Origin of the sequence: Sphingobacterium sp. BIGb0165 (genome assembly GCF_024810095.1) — a bacterium.
GTDB classification, from domain to species: domain Bacteria; phylum Bacteroidota; class Bacteroidia; order Sphingobacteriales; family Sphingobacteriaceae; genus Sphingobacterium; species Sphingobacterium detergens.
Map to the genome: position 1 here is coordinate 49306 of NZ_JANUEB010000009.1, position 23324 is coordinate 72629.

General features: G+C 39.4%; 24 protein-coding genes. 11 read left to right on the top strand and 13 right to left on the bottom strand.

Annotated features, from left to right (window positions below; all coding sequences use genetic code 11):
• Position 1 precedes the first annotated feature (1 nt).
• From M2408_RS20265 to M2408_RS20325, 13 genes are all read right to left on the bottom strand, one after another.
• A complete protein-coding gene (locus M2408_RS20265) occupies positions 2-787 on the bottom strand; it encodes a DUF3108 domain-containing protein (protein ID WP_120261405.1) in 786 nt (261 codons plus the stop codon).
• Positions 788-883: 96 nt separating this feature from the next.
• Positions 884-1429, bottom strand: a complete 546-nt coding sequence (locus tag M2408_RS20270; RefSeq protein ID WP_259186218.1) for a DUF2480 family protein — start codon at positions 1427-1429, stop codon at positions 884-886.
• Between the two features lie 64 nt (positions 1430-1493).
• Positions 1494-3599 (bottom strand): SurA N-terminal domain-containing protein, encoded by a 2106-nt coding sequence (locus tag M2408_RS20275; RefSeq protein WP_259186219.1) that lies wholly within the window; start codon positions 3597-3599, stop codon positions 1494-1496.
• A 304-nt stretch (positions 3600-3903) separates the two neighbouring features.
• Positions 3904-4527 (bottom strand): LPS export ABC transporter periplasmic protein LptC, encoded by a 624-nt coding sequence (lptC, locus tag M2408_RS20280; RefSeq protein ID WP_259186220.1) that lies wholly within the window; start codon positions 4525-4527, stop codon positions 3904-3906.
• Positions 4528-4531: 4 nt separating this feature from the next.
• Complete coding sequence (locus M2408_RS20285; RefSeq protein WP_259186221.1) at positions 4532-5860, bottom strand: hypothetical protein; 1329 nt, start codon at positions 5858-5860, stop codon at positions 4532-4534.
• Between the two features lie 176 nt (positions 5861-6036).
• Complete coding sequence (locus M2408_RS20290) at positions 6037-7020, bottom strand: DUF6427 family protein (protein WP_259186223.1); 984 nt, start codon at positions 7018-7020, stop codon at positions 6037-6039.
• Between the two features lie 20 nt (positions 7021-7040).
• Positions 7041-7250: a CcmD family protein gene (locus M2408_RS20295; RefSeq protein ID WP_077437990.1), complete on the bottom strand. Its 210-nt coding sequence runs from the start codon at positions 7248-7250 to the stop codon at positions 7041-7043.
• Between the two features lie 266 nt (positions 7251-7516).
• Positions 7517-8179, bottom strand: a complete 663-nt coding sequence (gene ccsA, locus M2408_RS20300; protein WP_120261411.1) for a cytochrome c biogenesis protein — start codon at positions 8177-8179, stop codon at positions 7517-7519.
• A 36-nt stretch (positions 8180-8215) separates the two neighbouring features.
• A complete protein-coding gene (locus M2408_RS20305) occupies positions 8216-8875 on the bottom strand; it encodes a heme exporter protein CcmB (protein WP_259186224.1) in 660 nt (219 codons plus the stop codon).
• Between the two features lie 77 nt (positions 8876-8952).
• Positions 8953-9348, bottom strand: a complete 396-nt coding sequence (locus M2408_RS20310; protein ID WP_259186225.1) for a hypothetical protein — start codon at positions 9346-9348, stop codon at positions 8953-8955.
• 103 nt (positions 9349-9451) lie between these two features.
• Entirely contained in the window at positions 9452-11287 is a 1836-nt protein-coding gene (locus M2408_RS20315) for an ABC transporter ATP-binding protein (RefSeq protein WP_259186230.1), read from the bottom strand.
• 173 nt (positions 11288-11460) lie between these two features.
• A complete protein-coding gene (locus tag M2408_RS20320; RefSeq protein WP_259186231.1) occupies positions 11461-12012 on the bottom strand; it encodes a hypothetical protein in 552 nt (183 codons plus the stop codon).
• 177 nt (positions 12013-12189) lie between these two features.
• On the bottom strand, positions 12190-12978 hold the full coding sequence (locus tag M2408_RS20325) for an S-adenosyl-l-methionine hydroxide adenosyltransferase family protein (RefSeq protein ID WP_120261416.1): 789 nt from the start codon (positions 12976-12978) through the stop codon (positions 12190-12192).
• Between the two features lie 423 nt (positions 12979-13401).
• Here M2408_RS20325 and M2408_RS20330 point away from each other — a divergent pair, with 423 nt between their 5' ends.
• The 11 genes from M2408_RS20330 to M2408_RS20380 all read left to right on the top strand — a co-directional run bounded on the left by M2408_RS20330 (position 13402) and on the right by M2408_RS20380 (position 23313).
• Entirely contained in the window at positions 13402-14367 is a 966-nt protein-coding gene (locus tag M2408_RS20330; protein WP_120261417.1) for a PhoH family protein, read from the top strand.
• 35 nt (positions 14368-14402) lie between these two features.
• Positions 14403-15353: a phosphoribosylaminoimidazolesuccinocarboxamide synthase gene (locus M2408_RS20335; protein WP_259186232.1), complete on the top strand. Its 951-nt coding sequence runs from the start codon at positions 14403-14405 to the stop codon at positions 15351-15353.
• 33 nt (positions 15354-15386) lie between these two features.
• A complete protein-coding gene (locus M2408_RS20340) occupies positions 15387-15767 on the top strand; it encodes an STAS domain-containing protein (RefSeq protein WP_104385068.1) in 381 nt (126 codons plus the stop codon).
• Between the two features lies 1 nt (position 15768).
• Positions 15769-16680: a ribonuclease Z gene (locus M2408_RS20345; protein ID WP_259186234.1), complete on the top strand. Its 912-nt coding sequence runs from the start codon at positions 15769-15771 to the stop codon at positions 16678-16680.
• Positions 16681-16789: 109 nt separating this feature from the next.
• The gene (gene hisC, locus M2408_RS20350) at positions 16790-17848 is read left to right on the top strand and encodes a histidinol-phosphate transaminase (protein WP_259186236.1); all 1059 of its coding nucleotides are present in this window, start codon (positions 16790-16792) and stop codon (positions 17846-17848) included.
• A gap of 4 nt (positions 17849-17852) precedes the next feature.
• Entirely contained in the window at positions 17853-18992 is a 1140-nt protein-coding gene (hisB, locus tag M2408_RS20355; RefSeq protein WP_259186237.1) for a bifunctional histidinol-phosphatase/imidazoleglycerol-phosphate dehydratase HisB, read from the top strand.
• Positions 18993-19169: 177 nt separating this feature from the next.
• Entirely contained in the window at positions 19170-19769 is a 600-nt protein-coding gene (gene hisH, locus M2408_RS20360) for an imidazole glycerol phosphate synthase subunit HisH (RefSeq protein ID WP_259186238.1), read from the top strand.
• Between the two features lie 12 nt (positions 19770-19781).
• The gene (locus tag M2408_RS20365) at positions 19782-20534 is read left to right on the top strand and encodes a HisA/HisF-related TIM barrel protein (RefSeq protein ID WP_223583775.1); all 753 of its coding nucleotides are present in this window, start codon (positions 19782-19784) and stop codon (positions 20532-20534) included.
• Between the two features lies 1 nt (position 20535).
• Positions 20536-21288, top strand: a complete 753-nt coding sequence (gene hisF, locus M2408_RS20370; RefSeq protein ID WP_259186239.1) for an imidazole glycerol phosphate synthase subunit HisF — start codon at positions 20536-20538, stop codon at positions 21286-21288.
• A gap of 112 nt (positions 21289-21400) precedes the next feature.
• Entirely contained in the window at positions 21401-21985 is a 585-nt protein-coding gene (gene hisIE, locus M2408_RS20375) for a bifunctional phosphoribosyl-AMP cyclohydrolase/phosphoribosyl-ATP diphosphatase HisIE (protein ID WP_259186241.1), read from the top strand.
• A gap of 425 nt (positions 21986-22410) precedes the next feature.
• Entirely contained in the window at positions 22411-23313 is a 903-nt protein-coding gene (locus tag M2408_RS20380) for a WD40 repeat domain-containing protein (RefSeq protein ID WP_259186243.1), read from the top strand.
• The last annotated feature ends 11 nt before the right edge of the window (positions 23314-23324 follow it).

Genomic DNA, 23324 nt, shown 5'->3' on the forward strand with positions numbered 1-23324 from the left:
ATTATTTTGAGTAGCTTGCTTTTTGCCCCAATTTATATTTTAGTCCGCTCGCTTCCAGAAGTTCTAAGGTAACAGAGCCAATTAAAATATCGACATTGGCCTTCACTGGAATACGGTTACCATCATTGGTTACCCAGAGATAAAGCTTGCTATTTTTTTTAAAGATACGCCCCGGTTTAATTTCGGGACTGAATTTTAGGCATTCCAATGTGCCCAATTCTGTTTTTATTTTTTCGATTCCAATATACTGTATGCCTAAAGTGGCTATTTCATCATTCAAAAAATAAGTCAGTTTAAAGGATTCACCCGGCTTGACCGAAGTTAAGTCCAGATTGCGGGCGAAATAATAGGACGATAGCAAATCAAAGGTCTGATCCACCTTGGATGTAAATGTTCCTTTATTTCCGTTCACCGTACGTGTGTCCTGATTGAAACGTACTTTGTCATTCCGTCTGTAGCCTCCCTCACGGATGTTTTCAGTATAATAGTAAGGCAAAAATGTCTTGCTATTTATATACGAGTTGTATTCGTTTCTTACGGTATAGATGGCAAAAGCTCCTGCTGTTTTACCAGCGGCATACAGATGAAAGGAGGGATTTCCAAATCCGTCTTTCGTATCGCCAACAGTCAACGTTCCCGTTGCAGCTGAAATAATTCCATAGCGGAGTTTATACTTTAATTTCTCTCCACCTTTAAATGCAGATTCTTTTAAATGGGGTAAATCCTGAGCGAAAACTGTACTTACAAAAACTGATAAGTAAAGGAGCAATGTCGATATAAGTTTCATGTACGTAAGTTTACGAAAATTGTTTGAAAAAGAGATGTTAATTTCATCAGAATAAATTGTCTCTTTAAGGTGATGAAACCCACATGAGCCCGCTGCTTATACTTGTTTGTCAGCTGCTTTTGGCGCTTGAGGACTTCTTTTAAAAACTGGAACCGTTGAACAGGGTTCTCCATACATAATACTTTTCGCTACTTTACTGAGTTTTACCGTGAATTGGACAAATGTCGATTCAGGGATATATGTATCTCCACAGCCCTTAACAACTACCCTTTGATCCCGAAACTGTTCCATGTCAATTTGGTCAATAGCGGTCGCATACTGTATACGTAACAGCTCTTCTAAATCGCCAAAGACAACAGTCGAAGCATATGGCTCTAACTTATTTGCCAGTAGCATATAAGCCCATGTTGGGACAATAGCATCTGCTGTGCATGTGATGGCAATATGCTTATTTGTATATTGTGACCAATCGTGTGTTTTGATGAACTCGCGGAAATCTTTTTCCCTTAATATCAGACCATGGAACAAATTCTCCTTGATATCATATAGGACATTGTCGGTCTTCGGATGATAATCTGCCAGATCAACTGTCACTAATCCACTTTGTGCAACTTTATTGACAATATTTGTTTGAATTTTCATAACTATTCTATCAAAAAAAAGCCGGACGATAATTCGTCCGGCTACAAATTTACTTAAAAATCTTCTAAAAGAATTTCACTCTATTGTCAATGATTTCAGCTTTGTCTTGTAATGCACGGAAAATAGATCCCCAAGCACGTTGTGCTTTCGCTGCAAGCATTTGTTTCTTTTGTCCGTTGATATCAGAGATCGCTGATGGATTTGTGAAACCATTTACCTGTACGACATATACACCTGTATTTCCTTCAATTGCTTTAGAAGGTTTGTTTGGTTGAAGTCCAAAGACTGTACCCACTACAGCATTCTCTAAGGCTACACCAGGAATAACAGGATTGGCAAATACCACATTCTCCACATGGATAGCCGATTTGCCGACTTTTTGAGCTACTTGGTCAATTGAAGAAGCTCCAGCTAAAGCTTTACCAAATTTTTCTTTTAAGACTTTAGCTTTAACCATGTTTTTAACCGCAGGCTCGATATCTTTTTTCACAGCATCCAGAGAAAGTACGCCTTTCGGTTGTACATTCACTAGACTCGCCAAGATATAAGAAGTTTCAGTTTCAAATACCTTATCTGAGATATCACCTTTTTTAGCTTCGAAAGCCCATTTTATCAAATCGCGAGGTGCTTCAGTACCATCAAGTACATTGTCCATTGCAGTAACACGTGATGCAGTTTTGGCTTCTAGACCAAGTTTTTTAGCCTCTTGTGCGAAGTTCTGAGCCGTTGCAGCAGATAAGAAAGCTGTTGCCTTGCTGTGTGCATTATTTAAAGTCTCTTTACCACTATTGATTACTTTATCGATGATAGCAACCTTAGCGTATTTTGCTGTACCGATTTGCTGCTCAATTTTGATGATATGAACACCATATTGTGTTTTGACAACTTTAATGTCTCCGGTTTTTCCTTCGAATACTGCTTTTTCAAATTCTGGAAGCATGCGGCCTCTTGTAAAAGTACCAAGCTCACCACCATTTGCTTTACTTCCTGGGTCATTGCTGAACTGAATAGCTAAAGCAGCGAAGTTGTCACCTTTTTGGATTAATCCTTTGATAGAGTCAGCTTTTGCAAATGCTTTGTCTACGCCACCTTCTGCAGTAGGATCTAACAAGATGTGTGAAGCTTTTACTGAATCCGGACCTACGACAGTTGAAACCACTTTTGCAATTTCATAAGCGCCATTGCTTAGGAAAGGACCTACAGTAGTACCTGCAGCTACATTGAAGACTACAGAATCCAAAGAAGGACTCAATTGGCCTTTTTTCACATAGGTGAAAGGATACTTGTTGTCCGAATTGATGGATGCATATAATGAATCATCCTTTGCAACGATAAGATCTTGTTTCAACTTGTCAATAGCTTCTTTTACAGCCAATGAATCCTTCGCAAGAGGTTTTGCGTCTACCGTAACGTATTGAATCGCACGAGTTTCCTCTTGTGTTTTGAACATGCTTTTATGTTCATTATAGTATTCTTGGAAATCGGCGTCAGTCACTTTAGCCTCAGCATCTTTTACAGAAGCGTAGTCTAAAAGAATGTATTTGAAGTTCGCCAATTTATTACGTTCTTGGTATTCTTCGTTTGCTTCCAATGAAGTTACGTATACACTGTTCGAAAGCAATTCGCCATACTTGCTGCTTAAGCGTTCATCTTTCACACCCCCAAGTAAAGCTTCCCACTGATCAGCCATGGCTTGGTTGCCAGCTGTATTGATTTGGCTTATAAAAGTCGACAACTGACCACGGTTAAACTGTCCCGTTTGCGGGTCAGTAAATGCCTGAACGATCTGAGCTGAAGGATTTGGCCCTTGTACTAGATCATTTAATTCCTTACTACCTACTGTCAAACCGATTTTTTCAATCTCTTTTCTCAAGATTTCTCTGGATAAGAATTGATTCCAAACCTGTTGTACGGCGTATGTTCTCATTTGAGGAGTAACAGCGCCACCCATTTGTTGTTTGAACATTTCTTCTGCTTGTTCCACCTGTTGGTTGAACGCAGGATATTCAATTTCAGTTCCGTTGACTTCCCCTACACGATTTTGATGTCTAGCCCAGAAAGGAGCCCCTCCTCGAACGACATCGCCTAGTAAAAATGCTAAAATTGCGATAGCCATGGCTGCGGTCAAGATGACACCAGCTTTGTTACGCAAAAAGCCCATTAATCCCATAGTCTGCTTATTGTGTTTATATTGTGTAAATACTTGTATTTCGTTAATTTATGCATAGCATAGCAAAATGCGGTGCAAGATACAATTTTTATAAAAAAAAACGGAATATTTTCCTGAATGTAATAAAACAAATTTGAAAAGTATTTGTATTGCGCTATTTTTTATTAGAGGTGGTCTTGATCAGGTGACGGTAATATCCTTTAAGTAATCTGTGACAGAGTTGCTTACATGATCTACCTGCCAGTAGGTATGTTTAGGCTAATAATAACATGAAAGCAGGGAGCCCAATGAAAGTATAAGCTCTCTATCTATCTATGGACGGAAATAGACTGTTATCCTTGATTATAATGACACCAGTTGCATTCTGTATATTGGCATGTAACAGATCCTTGTCGGATGTAAAAGATGATCCCTGTAGGTTCCCCCTTTGATCTTTAAAAAATGCCTGGACAGGAACATTGTTGTAAAAAGTTTTATTGGGATCCTTAGCTCCTTCATCATAGACGATTTCTTCCGTTTTCATAATAGACCCATCGGCCATGGTGACAATGACGTTTTTGGTAAAGACGGTTATTTTCTCTTTTTCTTTCCTAATTGCATAGTCAGAGGTAATACGCTGTGTTTCCTTTAGCTTTTCATCATAGAAGATGATTTTTATGCTTTTTGGAAACTCATAGACTTCTGTACTATCGTGTTTGATCCGCATTTCGGGTGCGGTTAGGTTAGCTTTAACCCGGGTTGAATCACTATAAATGACATCCACATGGCGTGAAATGTCCACAGCTTCTTCTTTTTTTAAGTTGGCGATCCGGTCAACTTCCTTTAGATCTGGCTCACAGGAAGTCAATAAGAGCGCCCCTAGCAAAAATTGAATTACCAGGGGCGATATATTTTGTAATATGAATAGTTCAGATACTTTGCGTACCATTATCTTAGTCAAATTGATTTCTTCTAAACCAACGATCATTTAGCGTAAAGCCGATATTGAAGTTGATATAACGTTCACGTAACAGGCCATTGGCTACTTTGCCCATTTGGCCAAATTCTGCAGAAAAATTGATCTTGGAGAAAGCACTTGAATATTGCGTTCTGGCCAATGGTAAGCCCACACCCACTGTTACGGCCATATCATTGATATCTTGACCGGCTAGAAAATACTGAGTTTTGTTGTATCTAAAACCAAGACGATAATCTACGTGGTTTAGGTAGTTGAGCGAAGATCTATCAGGTGTCAACTGACCACCAACTGATACACCATAGTTTTTGCGTAACTCGCCTTCACCATTTCTGACCTGAAATCTTGACCAGTCTGCATATTTGAAGTCTGCCCCAACCAACCATTTGCCATTTCGTGCAAGGGTGACACCTATATTGTGTTTTAATGGAAGCGTCAAATGCCTGCTGGTGCGCTCAGACATATACGTTGTATCTATTGGAATATTTTGATTGTCCGGATCTGATGATGGTTGAGTCCTTGTGTCGAAAATTGTTGTTCGCTCTTTTATATCGTTGTTCAGCGATCCTGAATAACCAAAGGTCAAAGCATACTCTTTGCCTATAGGCTGTTCGTATTGTAAACCATAATCAAAGATAATACCTTGGATTTCACGTTTATTTTGACGTTGCGGATTCAAAGCTCCAGAGGATAAAGGAAATTCAACACGGCTATAGTCATTTAATGTACCAAATAGGTATGACATATTCGCACCGACACTCAGTCCTTTATAAACACGCACACCCCAACCTGCATAAGCTTTTGTTAGGCCACCTTCCCCTGTAAAAACCTTGTTGAAGGTCTGCGAATTGATACTTTCCTGTGAATTAGTACGATAGCCCACATCCGAAAATGGCAATAACCCCAAACTGATACCACCAAACTTTTGCATTGGAAAAGTCATGGTAATATGACTAAATGCAAAATCAGCAGTATTCGCAGATCTAGTTGTTGATTTTAGTTGCGTGTAGTTGCCATATAGCCCTGCATCAAATACACTAAGCCGCGCAGCAGAGTAAGATGCCGGATTGCTCGGGTTGGTATTGTAATAGATGCCATCTAATGTACGGATAGCCGTACTGATACCCCCCATAGCTCTATACTGAGGTAATAAATCTTCACGTATCTGACCTATCCCCAATTGAGAATAAGGTGAAGCGGATGTCGTTTTTTGGGCAAATGCGGTAGTAGAACTAGCTAAAATTCCACCTGCTAACAACAGTTGGAGTGATTTATTTCTTAGAGAGCTTATAAAGCGTTTCTGCATGGTCAATCTATAAAATTGAGAAACTAATGTTTATTTAGTTTTTGTGAAATCTTTGAGTTTTTTGACTCGTGTAATTAAATGTTCTTTGCTTTTAATCGCATACAAAACTATTCAATTTTTGTGAGCTTGTTAAGCCGATTTTGTTAAAAAAGGTTAAACACTTGTTGTACAATTGTTTAGAAAAATTGAAAGTAGATTATGGTTAATGCGATGATTGCATACACGACTTCAAAAAACCATTTCTTTTTGGCATAGGTGAAGTAATAGGCCATATAAATTGCAATTGGTGGAGCGCAAAGTAAAAAGTGAGCCTCAGTTAATTTCTTGTTCCAATAAAAGGAGGCTACAGCTAAGCATAACATGAAAAATAACAACTGAAAGGATTTTCGGATATGCACAATACTCTTGAAAAAATTGTCTTTGAGGATCAACAAGAAGAGGATCAGTGTAAAGAGCACTGGGACCAGTACCAGGTAATCAAATAATTGGATACGGATGGCCGTTGGGAACTTGTAGGTGAATGGCAACCATATGGTGTAAAACAATTCCATTTTTCCTACCCATAAATAGATTACCCCTAGTATAAAATAGATTGTAGCCAATCCCAATAGTGGTGTGATCCATTCACGCCAATTGAATGGCCTAAAAATAAGTAGGGCGATCCAAAGCAGGAAGAACATGCTCAAAAAAGGAAAGTAGATCAGACTGCCTATGCCAACAATCATCCCCAGATCGAACATTTCCGCCTTTACGTCTGTCTGGCGATAGAGAGAAAGCAATTTGCTTAACATCCAGATCGAAATAAAGTTACAGATAAGGGTGGGCGACAGAACCAGAAAAGGTAAAAATAAACTGGCCAGCGTCATATACATCAACGCGACCAGAAAACTAGGTTTTCCCAGTAGATTGAAATGGCTTGTGACCCGATTCAGTATCGTCGCCTGAAAAATGGTAAGGATCAGCGTGATAAAGACGTTAGTTGCCGGAGAGAGATTGATTAAATTGTTTTCTCCCAGTAGATTCCCAAGTGCAGGTTCAAAAATTACAGAATCAAGTTTATCCGGTACGTGTAAGAATATGCCAAGGCATAATACAAAACCCACAAGGGATAAAAATAGGATATTTATTGGTGTGTAATTTCTGAACTGACTGATAATCATGATGCGCGATAAATATTTGACTATTTATTCTTTTTCTCCAACTTCGTTATACGACGGTCAAGCAAGAAAAGAAAGAAGGCTAGACCTAGAAAAATGACCAACATCACGAGAACAACCACATAGATTTTGCCCTCACTACGCAAGCCTGTTGCCATATCAACGTCATCCTGCGCAAATGTGCTTAAAGTTGATAAGATTAATAATGCAATTGACAATGTTATTTTTTTCATGCTATTTATTTGTCTTTTAATGGCTGATTAGGACCTGTGTAAATAAAAAAGCATTGTTTGCCAATATTATCTACTCTTTGGTTTTATCAGACTTCTATTTTTTATCGATGTTGTCGCCGTATGAAATCCAGTATTAATTTATGCTGGAGAATGTTTTGGCGATCGCTATTTTTACCTTTTTTATTGAGCCTAAGCTCGTTGTTGACTGGGGATCTCTTCAAAGACATGAAAAATACCCTGCCACTTATTCTTATTGATGATCACAACTAGCTTTCCTGCTCTTTTCTTTCCAATAAACGTACTCTATAGCGGAGTGAACAAATCCAGAAAGCGATCATCGGCCATCCGATCATTGCGGCATAAAATGTTGGACGAAGCTCGTTACTCATTTGTAGCTGGCCAAAAGTAGCATTACCACCACTTCCGGGGTGAAGCGAATCTGTCATTTTTGGCAGAATATAGAGCAGTACAATAATGATCGGAAATGCAAAGATATTGTAGACGGCAGATATTTTCGCCCTTTTTTGCTCTTCTTCGAGCGCATTGCGGAGCACGAGGTAGGCCAGATACATTAAAGTCGCTATTGCCGAACCATTTAATTTGGGGTCATTTGGCCAAGGCTCTCCCCAGGTGATATTTGCCCACAACATTCCTGTTGCCAAGCCAAAAAAACAAAAAGTAATACCTGTATTGACCGCTTCAATAGCCATTAGGTCATATTCTTGTTTTCCTGTATTGAGGTATTTGATGCTATAAATAACTGAAATCAGATACATCACGATCATTGCAGACCACATCGGGACGTGGAAATAGACGTTTCGGATGCTTTCGTGAAGGATAAATAAGCGTGGAACAGGGCCCAGAAGACCATTGATAATGACTGCACAGATAATCAGGACAGCTAATATTTTCCACCATTTTTTTCTCATGGTAAATTGAATTTAATGTGTTTTCAATTCTAAAATTTAATCTCGCCAAAGGTACGGAAATAACAATAAAGAAATAGTGATCGTGATTACATTAATTGCGAGTAATACAATTATTTCCCTTGTACTTGCCGCCCTTTCCAGGCCTTCTATGGCGTTATGGGAGAGCTTGATCAATACGATCAATAAGGGGATGATAGCCGGAAAACTCAAAATAGCCATGAGCGTACTGTTGTTTCCAGCTTTGGAACTTATGCCAGAAATCATGGTAAATACACTGGCAAAACTGATACTACCGAGAATGACTGAAATGAAATATAGTGTGGGATCCCCAAGTGGATTTTTGAATATGATTGAATAGACGAAATAAGCAATGGTCGCCAAGATGATCATCAATAACATATTGTAAATAACCTTGGCAAGGATAATCGCTCTTGGGTCAACTAGTGAATAGTAATAGAGCTGTCGGTTGGGATTTTCCTGAACAAAACTCTTGTTGATTGCATTGATTGAAGCGAATAACATAATAATCCAAAACAATGCATTCCAAACCGTAGTATCTACTGACTTGAATGCCTGATAACAAACAAATACAGTAGATACGACATATAGTAGGATTCCGTTGATGGCATATTTTGATCGCCATTCCAGAATAATGTCTTTAAGAATCAAAGTTTTTACCTGTTGCAGTAAAGTCATATGCCGCAAAGATACGAATGTATTTTAACCACAGGAGGTAGTTAAACCATCAATTCTTAAAAAAATGTTTTTTTTACTTATGCATTAGAAATTTTTGATTTAGCAGCATCGGTTGTGTTGTCGATTTTACTTGCTAAATTCTGAGCTGCATTGTTTGCGTGGTCCAAAGCCTCTCTGCCGGCTTCTTTTGCTTTGTTTTTCAATGCATCGGCATCATCTGAAGCTTTACTGAAAGCAGCTTGAGCTTTTGATTTTAAGTTGTCCAACTCAGCAGAAGCTCTATTTGCTAACTTTTGTGCTTTTCTAGCTTCTTTTTTCGAAAGATCCTTCAATGACTTAGTTAAGCTTTTGATGCCATCATTTGCACGATCTAATTGTTTTTTCCCGTCATCTGTTCCTAAAAGATACCATGCAGCAGCTCCCGCAGCCAATCCTAACAAAGCAAATGCCACTAATCCATTTTTATTTTTCATAATTCTTCTATTTTATTGTGTATTCAAATGATAATCAAGTATGATACCAAATGAACAATCTCTGGGACAATTTGTTTAAAAAGAATCAATAATTAACAAAATTTTACATATCTACCTTTTGCTGTTTGGATTGCAAGGTGTACAGGTGTCTATAGAGGCCAGTTTCTTTCTGTAGTAATTCGAAATGTGTTCCACTCTCCGAAACAACCCCATTTTCGACCACAATGATTTTGTCCGCATCGATGATCGTAGAAAGCCTATGTGCAATGATAACAGAAGTACGTCCGCGCATTAATTCTTCTAAGGCATCTTGAACTTGACGTTCAGACTCTGAATCTAAAGAGGATGTTGCTTCATCTAAGATCAAAATAGCAGGATCTTTGAGTAGCGCACGGGCGATGGCGATGCGTTGACGTTGTCCGCCAGAAAGTTTTACCCCGCGTTCCCCGACGATAGTATCATAGCCTTCCGGGAAATTTAATATAAATTGATGTGCATTGGCACGTTGGGCTGCTTCAATTATTTCGGCTTCGGTAGCATCTAATTTACCATAAGCGATATTTTCGCGAATAGTTCCGCCAAATAATAAAACGTCCTGTGGTACAATGGCAACTTGGTTTCGTATGTCACAGAGGTCAAAGTCTGAGGCCGGCTTACCATCATAAAGTACCTCACCTTTATTGTTTGTATAAAATTGTAGTATTAAAGATGCGATGGTTGATTTACCGGTCCCGCTAGGACCGACTATGGCAATTTTATCTCCGGCATTGGCCGTAAAATTAATGTCTTTGAGAATTTCAATATCCGGTCGGCTAGGGTAGGCAAATGCCACATGATTGAAGCGGAGATCTCCACTCATCTTTTTACGGATATCTTTGCAGCTCGGTTCAACCTTGATATCTTCCTGTGGCTCATCAAGAATTTCCAGGATCCTTTCACTCGCACCCAGCGAGCGTTGGATGTTCGAGTATAATTCTGGTAAACTACCCATTGACCCGGCGACAAACATAGAATACAGGATATAAGTCGTTAGATCCCCAACAGATATCTCGTGGATAGATACTAATGCCGCACCATACCAGATTACAGCTATAACAGCTCCGAAAATACAGAATATGATAAAGGAAGCAAAGGCGCCCCGAAAGGTTGCTCCCTTGACGGCTAATTTGACAACAGAGTCCATCTGATTACTGTAGCGGTTGAATTCAAAGTATTCGTTCACAAAAGCTTTTACATTGCTGATGCCTAATAATGTTTCTTGAACAATACTATTTGACTCCGCCATCTTATCCTGAGCTTGTCTGGATAATTCGCGGATGAATTTCCCAAAGACAATGGCTGCAACAACAATAACAGGTAATATGCATAGATTCATCAAGGCCAATTTGGGTGATACCCAGACCAGTAGAAATACACCAAAACACAGACTGATCAATTGTCTTAAAATTTCAGCCAATGTGGTCGTCAGGGTGTCTTGGATCTGGGATAGATCTGCAGACAATCTGCTGTTTAGTTCTCCAACACGACGGTTGGCGAAAAATTCGATGGGCAAGGAGATGAGTTTATGATAGGTGTCTTTACGGATTTTCGCCAAAGCACGTTCTCCGATCTCGACAAAGATACGGATACGGAAAAATGAAACAATAGAGGTGAACGATAGGATAACAAAAGCCACCCCGCCGATATAATAAACTTCAGGAGTTAACCAAGAGTAGGTTTGTTTGCCTTGAGCAGCGTCAATCATAGCACCCAGTAGTGCTGGGAAAGTCAGCATCGAAAGACTGGATAATGCCAGAAATAACATTCCGATTCCAAACTTAACCCGATAAGGCCTTAAATAGGTCATTATTTTCGAAGCCCGCAATAGGAGCTCCTTATTTAACTTTGGTTTTGGTAGATCTTCTTCTTGTTTATTACCACTATTGAAACCTCTTGCCATAATCCGCTACTTCAATGTTTTGTTGCGAGGACAAATGTAAAGAGATTAAAAATATTTTGCTATCATACTTTGGTCAATTTTTTGGCTTTTTGCCTATTTTAATCAACTAAAGTTATATTTTGACCTGTTTTATTGGTACATGTCACCGATTGATAGGGGTAGATCCAAAAGGGCTAGCCTGAATTTTTGCCACTGAGCGCCGATTTTTGTGTATGGCTACGATACAATAAAGCTGCTACGATAATAATGACAAGTAAAGCGATATAAAGCCATAAATTACCAGCCAGACCCTTTCCTTCGGTTTTGTCTAACTCTGTCCGCAGTCGTTCATTCTCGTTTTGAAGTTTATTGATCGTACCCATGTAAGCAGAGATCTGTTTGTCATATTCAGTCGCCATCTGTCGAAATTTGTCCTTTTCGAAATCTTTGATTTTTAACAGCTGCTGTGTCTCCAAGAAAATGTTGTTGTCTGTGATCACGACATCCTTCAGGATATCGATGCTTTTTTGCATATCGCCTTTGGATTTGAATAGGCCAAAAAGGCCTGTTTTCTGGGTGAGGCTCGTATCATAGGCGCCAAACTTCTGTTGCCGTGCATCGAGTAGGCTGTTGACAAGTTTGCGTTGTACCTCAAAAGCACTGGAATCTGCATTTTCCTGTGCTTTCGGATGTCCAAGGCTAAACAATAGCAGGAAAGATAGTAGTGTGTGTTTTAAAGATTTCATACCTAAATTTGAACAATCAATCTGAAATTAACGTTACTGAAATCGCATCTATTTGTCAAAAGGCAAAGTGAGAACTGACAAATCCGCAAAATCCAGTGTTAAACTGCCAAAACCCCATTGGGTATTTTAGGGACAGATTGAAGTGAATAAACTATTTCTAGAAATGAATTTATGAAATTAATCTTTAAATTCGATACGAATGACATTGGAATCGTCATCGTGAAGCCCCAAGAGTTGGCTTGCGTTGCCTTTGTTGATGGCAATTTCTAAGTAATTACTGATACCAAAAAGACACAATTTTTCACCCTCACCGACTTCGTTGTAATGCCAGGAAAGATTGGTTATTGTTTCATTGCGTTTGAAATACAAGATAAAATTTCGTCCCTTTTGGACTTTATTGAACAGATCTTTGGAAATATTGGTAATGGCATTGCCAAAAGCGTCGACGTAAATGACATTGCCACGGATCATGTCTTTGTCAAAGATCGGTTGTAAAGTGACTTTTTCTATCAGTTGATGCATGGGGGTGCCGACATCTTTCAGTTTGCCTCCTTTTGCAATATGACAGGCAGATTTTGACAGAATATCTGCAAGGGGAAAATGGAGGTATCTCAGGTCCTGCATCAAATTGAGTTCGTACAATTCCTGTGGTTCATTTCCATTCAACAGTAAACTGAAAATTCCATTGTCTGCACCAACAAAATAATGATCCCTGTATTTCATGCCGATGTATTTGGATTCTTCATGAAATAGGGTATTGATGCCGATGATATGTACTGTTCCTTTTGGAAAATAATGATACGCATTACCAAGTACAAAGGCTGCGCGCGGAATATTAAATGCAGGGATCTCGTGGGTGATATCGACAATATTAACATCAGACAACTGCGTTAAAAGGCTCCCTTTTAGCGCAGCTTGGTAAAAATCTTTATGTCCTAGATCTGTCGTTAACGTAATTACTGCCATTATAATCTATAAGTAGACCGAATTGCTGTCAAATTCCCTTTTTGAATGAATAGAAATAGATCTCCTGTCGTTTGCATATTCTGTTCCTGAAAATCTATTCAAATAGAGGACAAAATTACTATTTATCAGCTGATTTGTAAAGTTAATTGAAGAACTTATTTTGAATATAACTTTTTTCAATTGATATACACAAACATAGCTTTTATTTCTACTGTAAAGAATTGGTTTGTGTACCTTGAAGATCCACTTTTAAAAGCGAAACTTATGTATGAAACGTAAAAAAAATAATTTGGTTTTCTTTTTGCAAAAATCTCATCTGGATGGCCTTTTTTCTCATTAGAATACGTTAATTTTGAATGGTATTACGTATAAGAGCTATTGCGTAATAGCTACAATCTAATTATTTCTAAAATAGGATAAAATTTGAACGAATTACTAATTGCATTAGATGGTCTGAATTTACCCATATTATGGGGAGCAGACAATGAGCACTTTGATTATTTGAAGAAACAATTCCCAAAATTGCGGATTGTAGCTCGTGGAAGTGAAATGAAAGTGCTGGGAGATGCGAAGGAATTGGAACTATTTGAGCAATCGTTTAAGGAAGTTATGGCTCATCTAGAGAAATTCAACAACATTACCATGTTGGATTTTGAAAATCTCCTAGGGGCGAGCGCAGGCTCAGCCGCGCAGCAGGAAAAGGAGATTGCGGCCAAGAATGCGGCATTTGGTTCCGAACCCATTGTTTATGGACCTAATGGTGTGATTGTTCGGGCCCGTACGGCCAACCAACGACGGATGGTTGATAGTATTTCCAAAAATGACATCTTATTTGCCATTGGCCCAGCAGGAACAGGGAAAACATATACAGCTGTTGCATTGGCGGTCAGAGCGCTTCGCAATAAGGAAATCAAACGGATCATCTTGACCAGGCCGGCTGTAGAAGCGGGAGAAAACTTGGGTTTTTTACCTGGGGACCTGAAGGAAAAGGTCGATCCTTATTTGAGACCACTTTATGATGCGCTTGACGATATGATCCCAGCCGAGAAACTAAAAGGATATTTAGAAAACCGTACGATCGAGGTTGCACCATTGGCATTTATGCGGGGGCGTACGCTTGATAACTGTTTTGTTATTTTGGATGAAGCCCAAAATGCAACGGATATGCAGTTGAAGATGTTTTTGACTCGTATGGGACCTACCGCAAAATTTATTGTTACTGGTGACATGACGCAGGTCGATCTCCCCAAAAAGAATCAATCCGGACTTTCGACATCAATCCGTTTGCTGGAAAATATTGAAGGTATCGATATTATTCACCTGAGTGGCGGCGATGTGGTTCGTCATAAATTGGTGCGACGTATTTTGGAAGCATACGGCGATATTTAATCAATAACTACTGACATAAGAATTTTACTTTGAACATGAACGCTATAAAAGAAACAAATTTCAATTTCGAAAATCAGACGGCTTTTTACAGAGGAAAGGTACGTGATGTGTATACGATTGCCGATACCTACTTGGCGATGGTAGCTTCTGACCGTATTTCTGCATTTGACGTGGTACTTCCTCGACCTATCCCTTATAAAGGGCAGGTGTTAAATCAGATTGCAGCTAAATTTTTAAAAGCGACAGCTGATATTATCCCCAATTGGGTTGTATCTGTACCAGATCCTAGTGTGACTATAGGTCAAATGTGTGAGCCGTTTAAAGTAGAAATGGTAATCCGTGGCTATCTATCTGGGCATGCTTGGCGAGAATACGCCGCTGGGAAACGTGAAGTCTGTGGAGAGTCTCTTCCTGAAGGAATGAAAGAAAATGATAAATTGCCAGAACCAATTATTACACCAACGACCAAAGCAGCCGTGGGTCACGATGAGGACATTTCTCGAGTGGATATTTTGAAAAAAGGTATTGTAAGTGAAGAAGATTATGTGCAATTGGAGAAATATACCAAAGCATTGTTTCAACGCGGAACTGAAATTGCAGCACAAAGAGGATTGATTTTAGTGGATACCAAATATGAATTTGGTAAAAAAGATGGTAAAATAGTCTTGATTGATGAGATTCATACACCGGATTCTTCCCGTTATTTTTATGCAGATGGATATCAGGAACGTCAGGAAAATGGTGAGGCACAAAAGCAATTGTCAAAAGAGTTTGTTCGGAAGTGGTTGATCGATAATGGTTTTCAAGGTAAGGACGGGCAAGCGGTTCCGGAGATGACGGATGAAATTATTGTTTCAATTTCCGAACGCTATATTGAGCTATACGAACATATTGTTGGAGAAAAATTTGTCTATCCTGATCAAGAAAATGTATTGGAACGCGTGGAAAGAAATGTGGCAAAAGCCTTAAAAGAGCTAAATTATTAGTACATTGTATCCTCAAACTAATGAAATAGACTTATGAAGTACACTATTGATAAGCACGATCGTTATATTGTCATAGAGCCTCATGTCGAAGTGATAGATGCCGATAATGCAGCTAAACTGAAGGGGGAGTTTTTGTTGCGCAATACGATTGGTCAACGCAATATTGTTTTGGATATGATTCATGTCCAAAAGACGGATGAAGTGGGTATTCGTTTGGGGATACTGGCACACCGTTTATGTCAATCTGTTGGTGGCGTATTTATTTTGGTCAATCTTTGTCCTAAATTAATGGATATGGTTCGCGTGTCGCACCTGGATAAATCAATAAAGATTGCTCCATCACTCAAGGTTGCTGAAGATTTAATCTTTGCGCACGAATTGGAATCTGAATATCGGGGGACAATTGAGGATTAATATGAAGTTTGAAGTTCTGATATTAGGAAATAGTTCCGCGACCCCGATGTTTGATCGCCATCCGACTAGCCAAGTGTTGAACTTTAATGAGCAATTGTTTTTAATAGACTGTGGCGAGGGTACGCAGATGCAACTCAGCCGATATGGAATTAAAAGCAATCGTTTAGGACATATTTTTATTAGCCACTTACATGGAGATCACTACTTAGGTTTGGTGGGGTTGCTCTCTTCGATGCACCTGGTCGGACGTAAAAGTGATCTTCATCTATATGGCCCTGCTGCCTTAAAAGAGATTTTGGATATACAATTTCTACATTCTGAGACAGTCTTACGTTATAATCTTATTTTTCATCCGATTTCACCCGACGAGCCCGGTGTTATTTTTGAAAATCGAACAATGAAAGTAAGCACATTCCCTTTAACACATCGTATTGCCTGTACCGGTTTTCGCTTCGATGAAGGACCGCGAGCCCGCACCTTGCTCGGTGATGTGGTTCAGGCGCTCAATATTCCCACAGTCTATTATCCTGCCATAAAGAAAGGGATGGATTACGTGGATGAAAATGGGAATGTTTATCCGGCAGACCAATTGAGCTTACCTGCGCCTAAATCCAGGAGTTACGTATATTGTTCGGACACTGTACGTACTGCTGACTATCTGCCTTATGTTCAGCACGCTGATCTTATGTATCATGAATCTACGTTCCTGCATGATATGGTAGACAGAGCGAAGGAAACTTTCCATACAACAGCATTGGAGGCTGGGGAGATCGCAAAAGAAACCCATGCAAAGAAATTATTGCTGGGGCATTACTCCGCCCGTTACCGGGATTTGAACCCATTATTGGAAGAGGCACGAACGGCATTCCCAAATACCGAACTTTCTATCGAAGGGAAATGGTTTCTAGTTTAGTTTTTACACGTTTTATACCACATTTCTACAATCAAATACTTTTTAAATTGCTTATTATATTGCTTTTGATAAACAATTTATCTAAGTTTACGGCTCTAATTTTTTTATAATGGATAATCCATTCAACTTAAACAACCTATTACGGGAAAATATCAAGAAGCTCGTACCTTATTCGTCCGCTAGAGATGAATTTAAAGGGGAGGCATCCATATTGATTGATGCCAATGAAAATCCTTTTGGATCCCCACTAAACCATGATTACAACCGATACCCAGACCCTCTCCAACATCAAGTCAAAGCAAAACTTTCAAACATAAAAGGTGTACCCGCAGAAAATATTTTTTTGGGTAATGGAAGCGATGAGGCTATAGATATTTTATATCGTGCATTTTGTACACCCGGTGTGGACAATGTGATTTTAGTTCCACCTACCTATGGTATGTATGAGGTGTCTGCGAATATCAATGATATCACTTTCAAGAAGGTAAACCTAACAGCGGACTATCAATTGGATTTGGATGGTATCGCTAATGCGATAGATGCACATACCAAACTGATCTTTATCTGTTCACCTAATAATCCAACAGGAAACTCCATCCGTCGTCAGGACATAGAAACGGTATTGAATAATTTTCAGGGACTTGTTGTTGTCGATGAAGCTTATATCAATTTTTCCGCTGTGAAGTCATTTACACAGGAACTGGCTGAATATCCTAACTTGGTGGTATTGCAGACCTTATCTAAAGCATGGGGACTTGCGGCACTGCGGTTGGGCATGGCATTTGCAAGTAAAGAAATTATAGCAGTTTATAATAAAATTAAACCACCTTATAACATTAATCAAGCAACACAGGATATCGTGTTGGAGGCCTTGAATAATGTAGATCAAGTCAATGACTGGATCAAAGAAACTGTTTCGGAACGTGAAAAACTGGTGCGCGAGCTCCTCGAACTGGATTATGTACAGTATATTACTCCTTCTGATGCCAATTTTATCTTGGTCAAGATGGAACAGCCGAGAGAAGTCTACGATTATCTGGTTCAATTTGGGATCATCGTCAGAGATCGTTCTAAAGTAGAACTTTGTGAAGGCTGCTTGCGAATCACCGTTGGGACACCTGCTGAGAACCGGACATTATTAGAAAAACTTAATCAAATCAATAAATAATACTATGCCTGATAACTTAAAACGTGTACTGTTTATAGACCGTGACGGAACATTAATTTTGGAACCAGAAGATGAGCAAATTGATTCTTTTGCAAAATTAAAATTCTTCCCGGGTGCTTTACAGTACCTGCCACGTATCGCGAAGGAACTGGATTTTGAATTGATCTTGGTTTCCAACCAAGATGGTCTAGGGACATCTTCCCATCCGGAAGAAAACTTCTGGCCTGTCCATCATTTTGTGATTGATACGTTTGCGGCAGAAGGTGTAGTATTTGCCAAGGAACATATTGACAAGACTTTCCCACACGAAAATGCAGATACACGTAAACCCGGTATCGGCATGCTCGGTGAATATTTTGACGCTTCAAAATATGATTTAAGCCAGTCGTTTGTTATTGGTGACCGCGTAAATGATGTTAAGCTTGCTCAAAATCTTGGTGCGAAGGCTATCTGGTTGCGGGCGAATGATCAATTGGGCGCATTGGAGAATGTCGACATTGACCCTACAGTCGTAGCTTTAGAAACAATGGACTGGAAAACAGTTTATGAATTTCTGAAATTGGGGACACGTACTGCCGAACATCATCGTAAAACTAACGAAACGGATATTTTTATTCAATTGAACTTGGATGGCTCCGGTAAATCGGAAATCGAAACAGGATTGCCCTTCTTTGACCATATGTTGGATCAAATAGCCCGACATGGTGCATTGGACTTAACGATCAAAGCCAAAGGCGATCTTCATATCGATGAGCATCATACCATCGAGGATACCGGGATTGCTTTAGGGGAGGTATTTTTGAAGGTACTGGGAGACAAGCGTGGTATTGAACGTTACTCTTACACCTTACCAATGGATGATTGCCTGGCACAGGTTGCGCTAGATTTTGGTGGACGCAATTGGATTGTTTGGGATGCTGAATTTAAACGTGAGAAAATAGGTGACATGCCGACGGAGATGTTCTTCCATTTCTTTAAATCATTTTCTGATGCCTCCAAATCAAATTTAAATATCAAAGCCGAGGGGGATAACGAACATCATAAGATCGAGGCAATTTTTAAGGCTTTTGCTAAATCTATCAAGAAAGCGGTACGACGGGATGCAGATCATATGCAACTGCCAAGTACAAAAGGTGTTTTGTAGTTTTACATTATACGTGTCTTTGTGGCTCGGCTATAAAGTCTAAAACTAAGATATTGCCCTTATAGGGTAAGAAGATAAAAAAAGTTTGGGCTAAAGAGTAAAAGATGAAGTAGGTAAGCCAGCGGCTAGCGTAACTAAAGTCTCCATACTCAATACTCCATACTCAATACTGAAAAAATGATAGGAATTATTAACTATGGCGCTGGGAATATCTTTTCCCTGACTGCTGCACTTGATCGGGTAGGAGTGACCTATGGTATGATCAATACTGCGGATGAAATCGATCTTTACGATCGTATTATCATTCCAGGAGTAGGACATGCGGGAGCAGCTATGAATAAATTGCGTGAGTCGGGATTAGTACCCTATATTAAAGAACTGCGTAAACCTGTTTTGGGTATCTGTGTCGGCATGCAGCTTTTGACTGAATATTCAGAAGAAGGTGATGCCGGGATGTTGGAGCTATTTCCTTTGAAAACGTTACATTTTGATACCGGAGTAGCGGGCAAAGTCCCTCATATGGGCTGGAATAGCGTTTCGGTACAAGCAAATAATCCTTTATTTGCGAATATTGAAGATCAGACTTATTTTTATTTTGTGCATTCGTATTATATTGAATATGATACGGCGTTTACAGCCGCAAAATGCGACTATGGATTACCATTTTCAGCAGCCATTTCCAGAGATAATTTCTTTGGTGTACAATTTCACCCGGAGAAGTCCGGAAAAGCAGGTGAGCAGTTGCTGCTCAATTTTTCAACTATTCAAATAGACTAAAAATATTCGATTATGTATATCATTCCAGCAATAGACGTTTTGGACAAAAAAGTTGTCCGTTTAAGAGAGGGTAACTATAACGACGTTACGACTTATGATATTAGTTTGGAAGCACAGATAGAAAACTATCGTGCGAATGGTACTGAATTGGTTCATATCATAGACCTTAATGGCGCCAAAGGTGATTTTAGTAACCAAGCATATTTGTTTGATATTATTCAGAAGACAGATATGAAAATCCAATATGGTGGTGGGGTAAGGAGCATTGAAAAAGTAAAAGAATTGGTGGATGCGGGTGTATACCGTGTTATTGTGGGTACACAAGCGATTACGAATCCTTCTTTTTTGGAGGAACTAGCTACTTTAAATGAGGGGAAAGTGAAATATGCAGATCATATTGTGATCGCAATTGACGTATTGGATGAAGTGATCAAATACTCAGGTTGGTTAGAGAGTTCACCGATTAAATTGATTGAGTATATTGATAAATGCTTGGTTTTGGGTTTCTTTAGGTTTCTATGTACCGATATTAGCAAAGATGGTAAATTGGGTGGTGCAGGTGTAGAATTGTACCAAAAATTGTTGAGCCATTCACCAATCATTAAGCTGATTGCTTCTGGTGGTATCAGCTCGATGGATGATATTCAAAAACTTCAGGAACTGGGTGGAGTAGAATCAGTGGTTGTAGGAAAAGCAATCTATGAGAATAGAATCTCCATCGATGAAGTCAAAGATTGGAACCTTAAATCATTAATCAGATTTTAACATGCTGGCAAAACGGATAATTCCTTGCTTGGATGTTAAGGATGGACGTACAGTAAAAGGAGTCAATTTTGTAGACTTGCGCGACGCTGGTGATCCTGTTGAACTAGCCTACGAATACTCCCAACAAGGAGCGGATGAACTTGTTTTTTTAGATATCGCGGCTACACATGAAGGGCGCAAGACAACAATAGATCTTGTCAAGGCAGTAGCTCGTCAGGTGAATATTCCTTTTACAATCGGAGGTGGTATCAATGAAATCAAAGATGCCGACATCCTGTTAAATGCCGGTGCGGATAAGATATCCATCAACTCTGCGGCTGTACGTAACCCCGAACTGATCAATCAAATGGCTGCAGCTTTTGGTGCCCAGTTTGTTGTGGTTGCAGTGGATACAAGATCAATCGAAGAGCAAGATTTTGTCCACTTGAGCGGTGGACGTATCAAGACGGAGATCAATACCCTGGACTGGATACTGGAAGCGCAGGAACGCGGCGCAGGGGAAATTCTGCTGACATCAATGGATCACGATGGTACGAAGAATGGGTTTGATAATGGATTCTTAAAAGCTGTAAACGATCGCATTCATATCCCTTTAATCGCATCTGGTGGCGCTGGAAATCAACAACATTTTGTCGATGTCTTTCAACAGGCCAATGTGGATGCTGCCTTAGCAGCTTCTGTATTCCATTATGGGGAAATATTGATTCCAGATCTTAAACAAACCTTACGCCATAATGATATTGTTGTGCGGTAGTCGCGGATTAAGGAATAAAGAATAAAAAGAGGAGAAAATAGATAGTATGTAAGCCTTCGGCTTGCGCTACCAGAGTCTCAATACTAGATACTAAATACTAGATACTAATACAATGTTAGATTTCGCAAAAAGTGACGGACTTGTTCCAGTGATCGTGCAGGATGCCCAAACACTAGAGGTGTTGATGCTGGGGTACATGAACGAAGAGGCTTGGCAAAAGACACAGACGGAAAAGCGCGTGACTTTTTTCTCACGTAGCAAAAATCGTCTCTGGACCAAAGGAGAGGAGAGTGGTAACTTTTTAAATGTAAAGAGCATTCATATCGACTGCGATAATGATACTGTATTGATCAAGGCTGATCCGATGGGACCTACTTGTCATACAGGAAGTCGGAGTTGTTTCAATACGGAATTCAATCAAAATTTCATATTGGAGCTGGAACGTATTGTAAATCATCGTTACGAAAATCCTTCCGACGAATCCTATGTCAATCGTCTGCGCTCCAGAGGAATTAATAAGATCGCCCAAAAAGTAGGAGAAGAAGCGGTAGAAACAGTGATCGCGGCATTAACTGAAACCGAGACCGACTTTATCAATGAGACTTCCGATCTATTGTTCCATTTGATCGTATTGTTGCGTGAAAAGGGCTTTTCGTTGGAAACAATCGCTAAAAATCTTGAAAGCAGACATCAATAGCGCTGTTTTTCAAAGAAAGTTTCTGCTATCGATCCCGAATATGCTTGAATAAATTTGATTGGATCTAGGGATCGGAACGAGGCTTTAACCTAATATGACAAAATAGTCTTGGAAGTGCAGTATATTTGTAGATATACTGCACTTCTTTTTTCTGAATTGTCTGTTTTTTATTGATCCATATTTTTTCATAAGGTATCAATGAGTTCACTGCATTCGGTTTATTGACGAGAGAGAACCTTCAGACTATTTTCATAGCTGTTGGTGCTTGTGTGAAAGCATGAAGGTTTTATTGTTTTCTGCACTTTTATTATGGGTCAGTGAAACGAAGCAAAGAACAATTCAATAAAAAGTGGACGGTAAATTAGAAGAAGATTGATCAAGAATGACCTCTCCGAATGTCATCGGGAGAGCTTGAAGATATTATTATGGATATTAAATTAAGAGCGACATTACCCGGACATCAAAATCCAATTTTTTGCGTAGAAAAAGGATACGATCCGAATACATTCTTTACAGGTGGCAATGACAAAGGCGTGGTTGAATGGGATATCGAAAAAAATAGCTTTAAGCGTATCCTCTGTGCCGTGACTTCCTCTGTATATGCTTTAAAACTGATCCCAGGTACAGCGATCTTAGCGATTGCACTACGTGAGGGAAAACTACTTTTTGTGGATGTTCAAGAACAAAAACTTGTCGCGAGTTTACAATTGGGTAAAAAAGCCATCTTTGCTCTTGCGTTTGTCAAACAAAAAAATGAGCTTCTGGCTGTAGGGGAGGAAGGACGACTCTATGTGATTGACCTCGCAACATATAAAAGTATTTATGAACTACAGCTATCCCAAACGACAGTTCGGACTATTGCTGTTGATGAAAACTCAAATAGAATTGCATTGGGCGATAAAGATGGTTGGGTATATTTACTGGATAGTGAAGACTTTCATGTCATTGAGCGTATGCAGCTCCATAGCATGCCCACAACTTCGTTGGCTTTTCTTCAAAATAGACTGTTAAGCGGTGGACGTGATGCTCAGCTCATTATTTCCGAAGTCAGTCAGTTAAGTAATAACTTTTCGTTTGTCCCACACTTGTTTACTGTATATGGAATCTATCCACATCCAGTTGAACCATTATTCGCCACGGTAAGCCGGGATAAGTCAGTGAAGTTTTGGTCTAACTCGGATTTTGCACTACTGAAGAACATGAGTCGTGACAAAATGCAAGATGGTCATCATCTATCTGTCAATGCAGGTGTCTGGTCTGACGATGGTCGGTATTTCTTTAGCGTTAGTGATGATAAATTAGTCAAGATATGGGAATTTCAACAGTAAAATATTCGAAG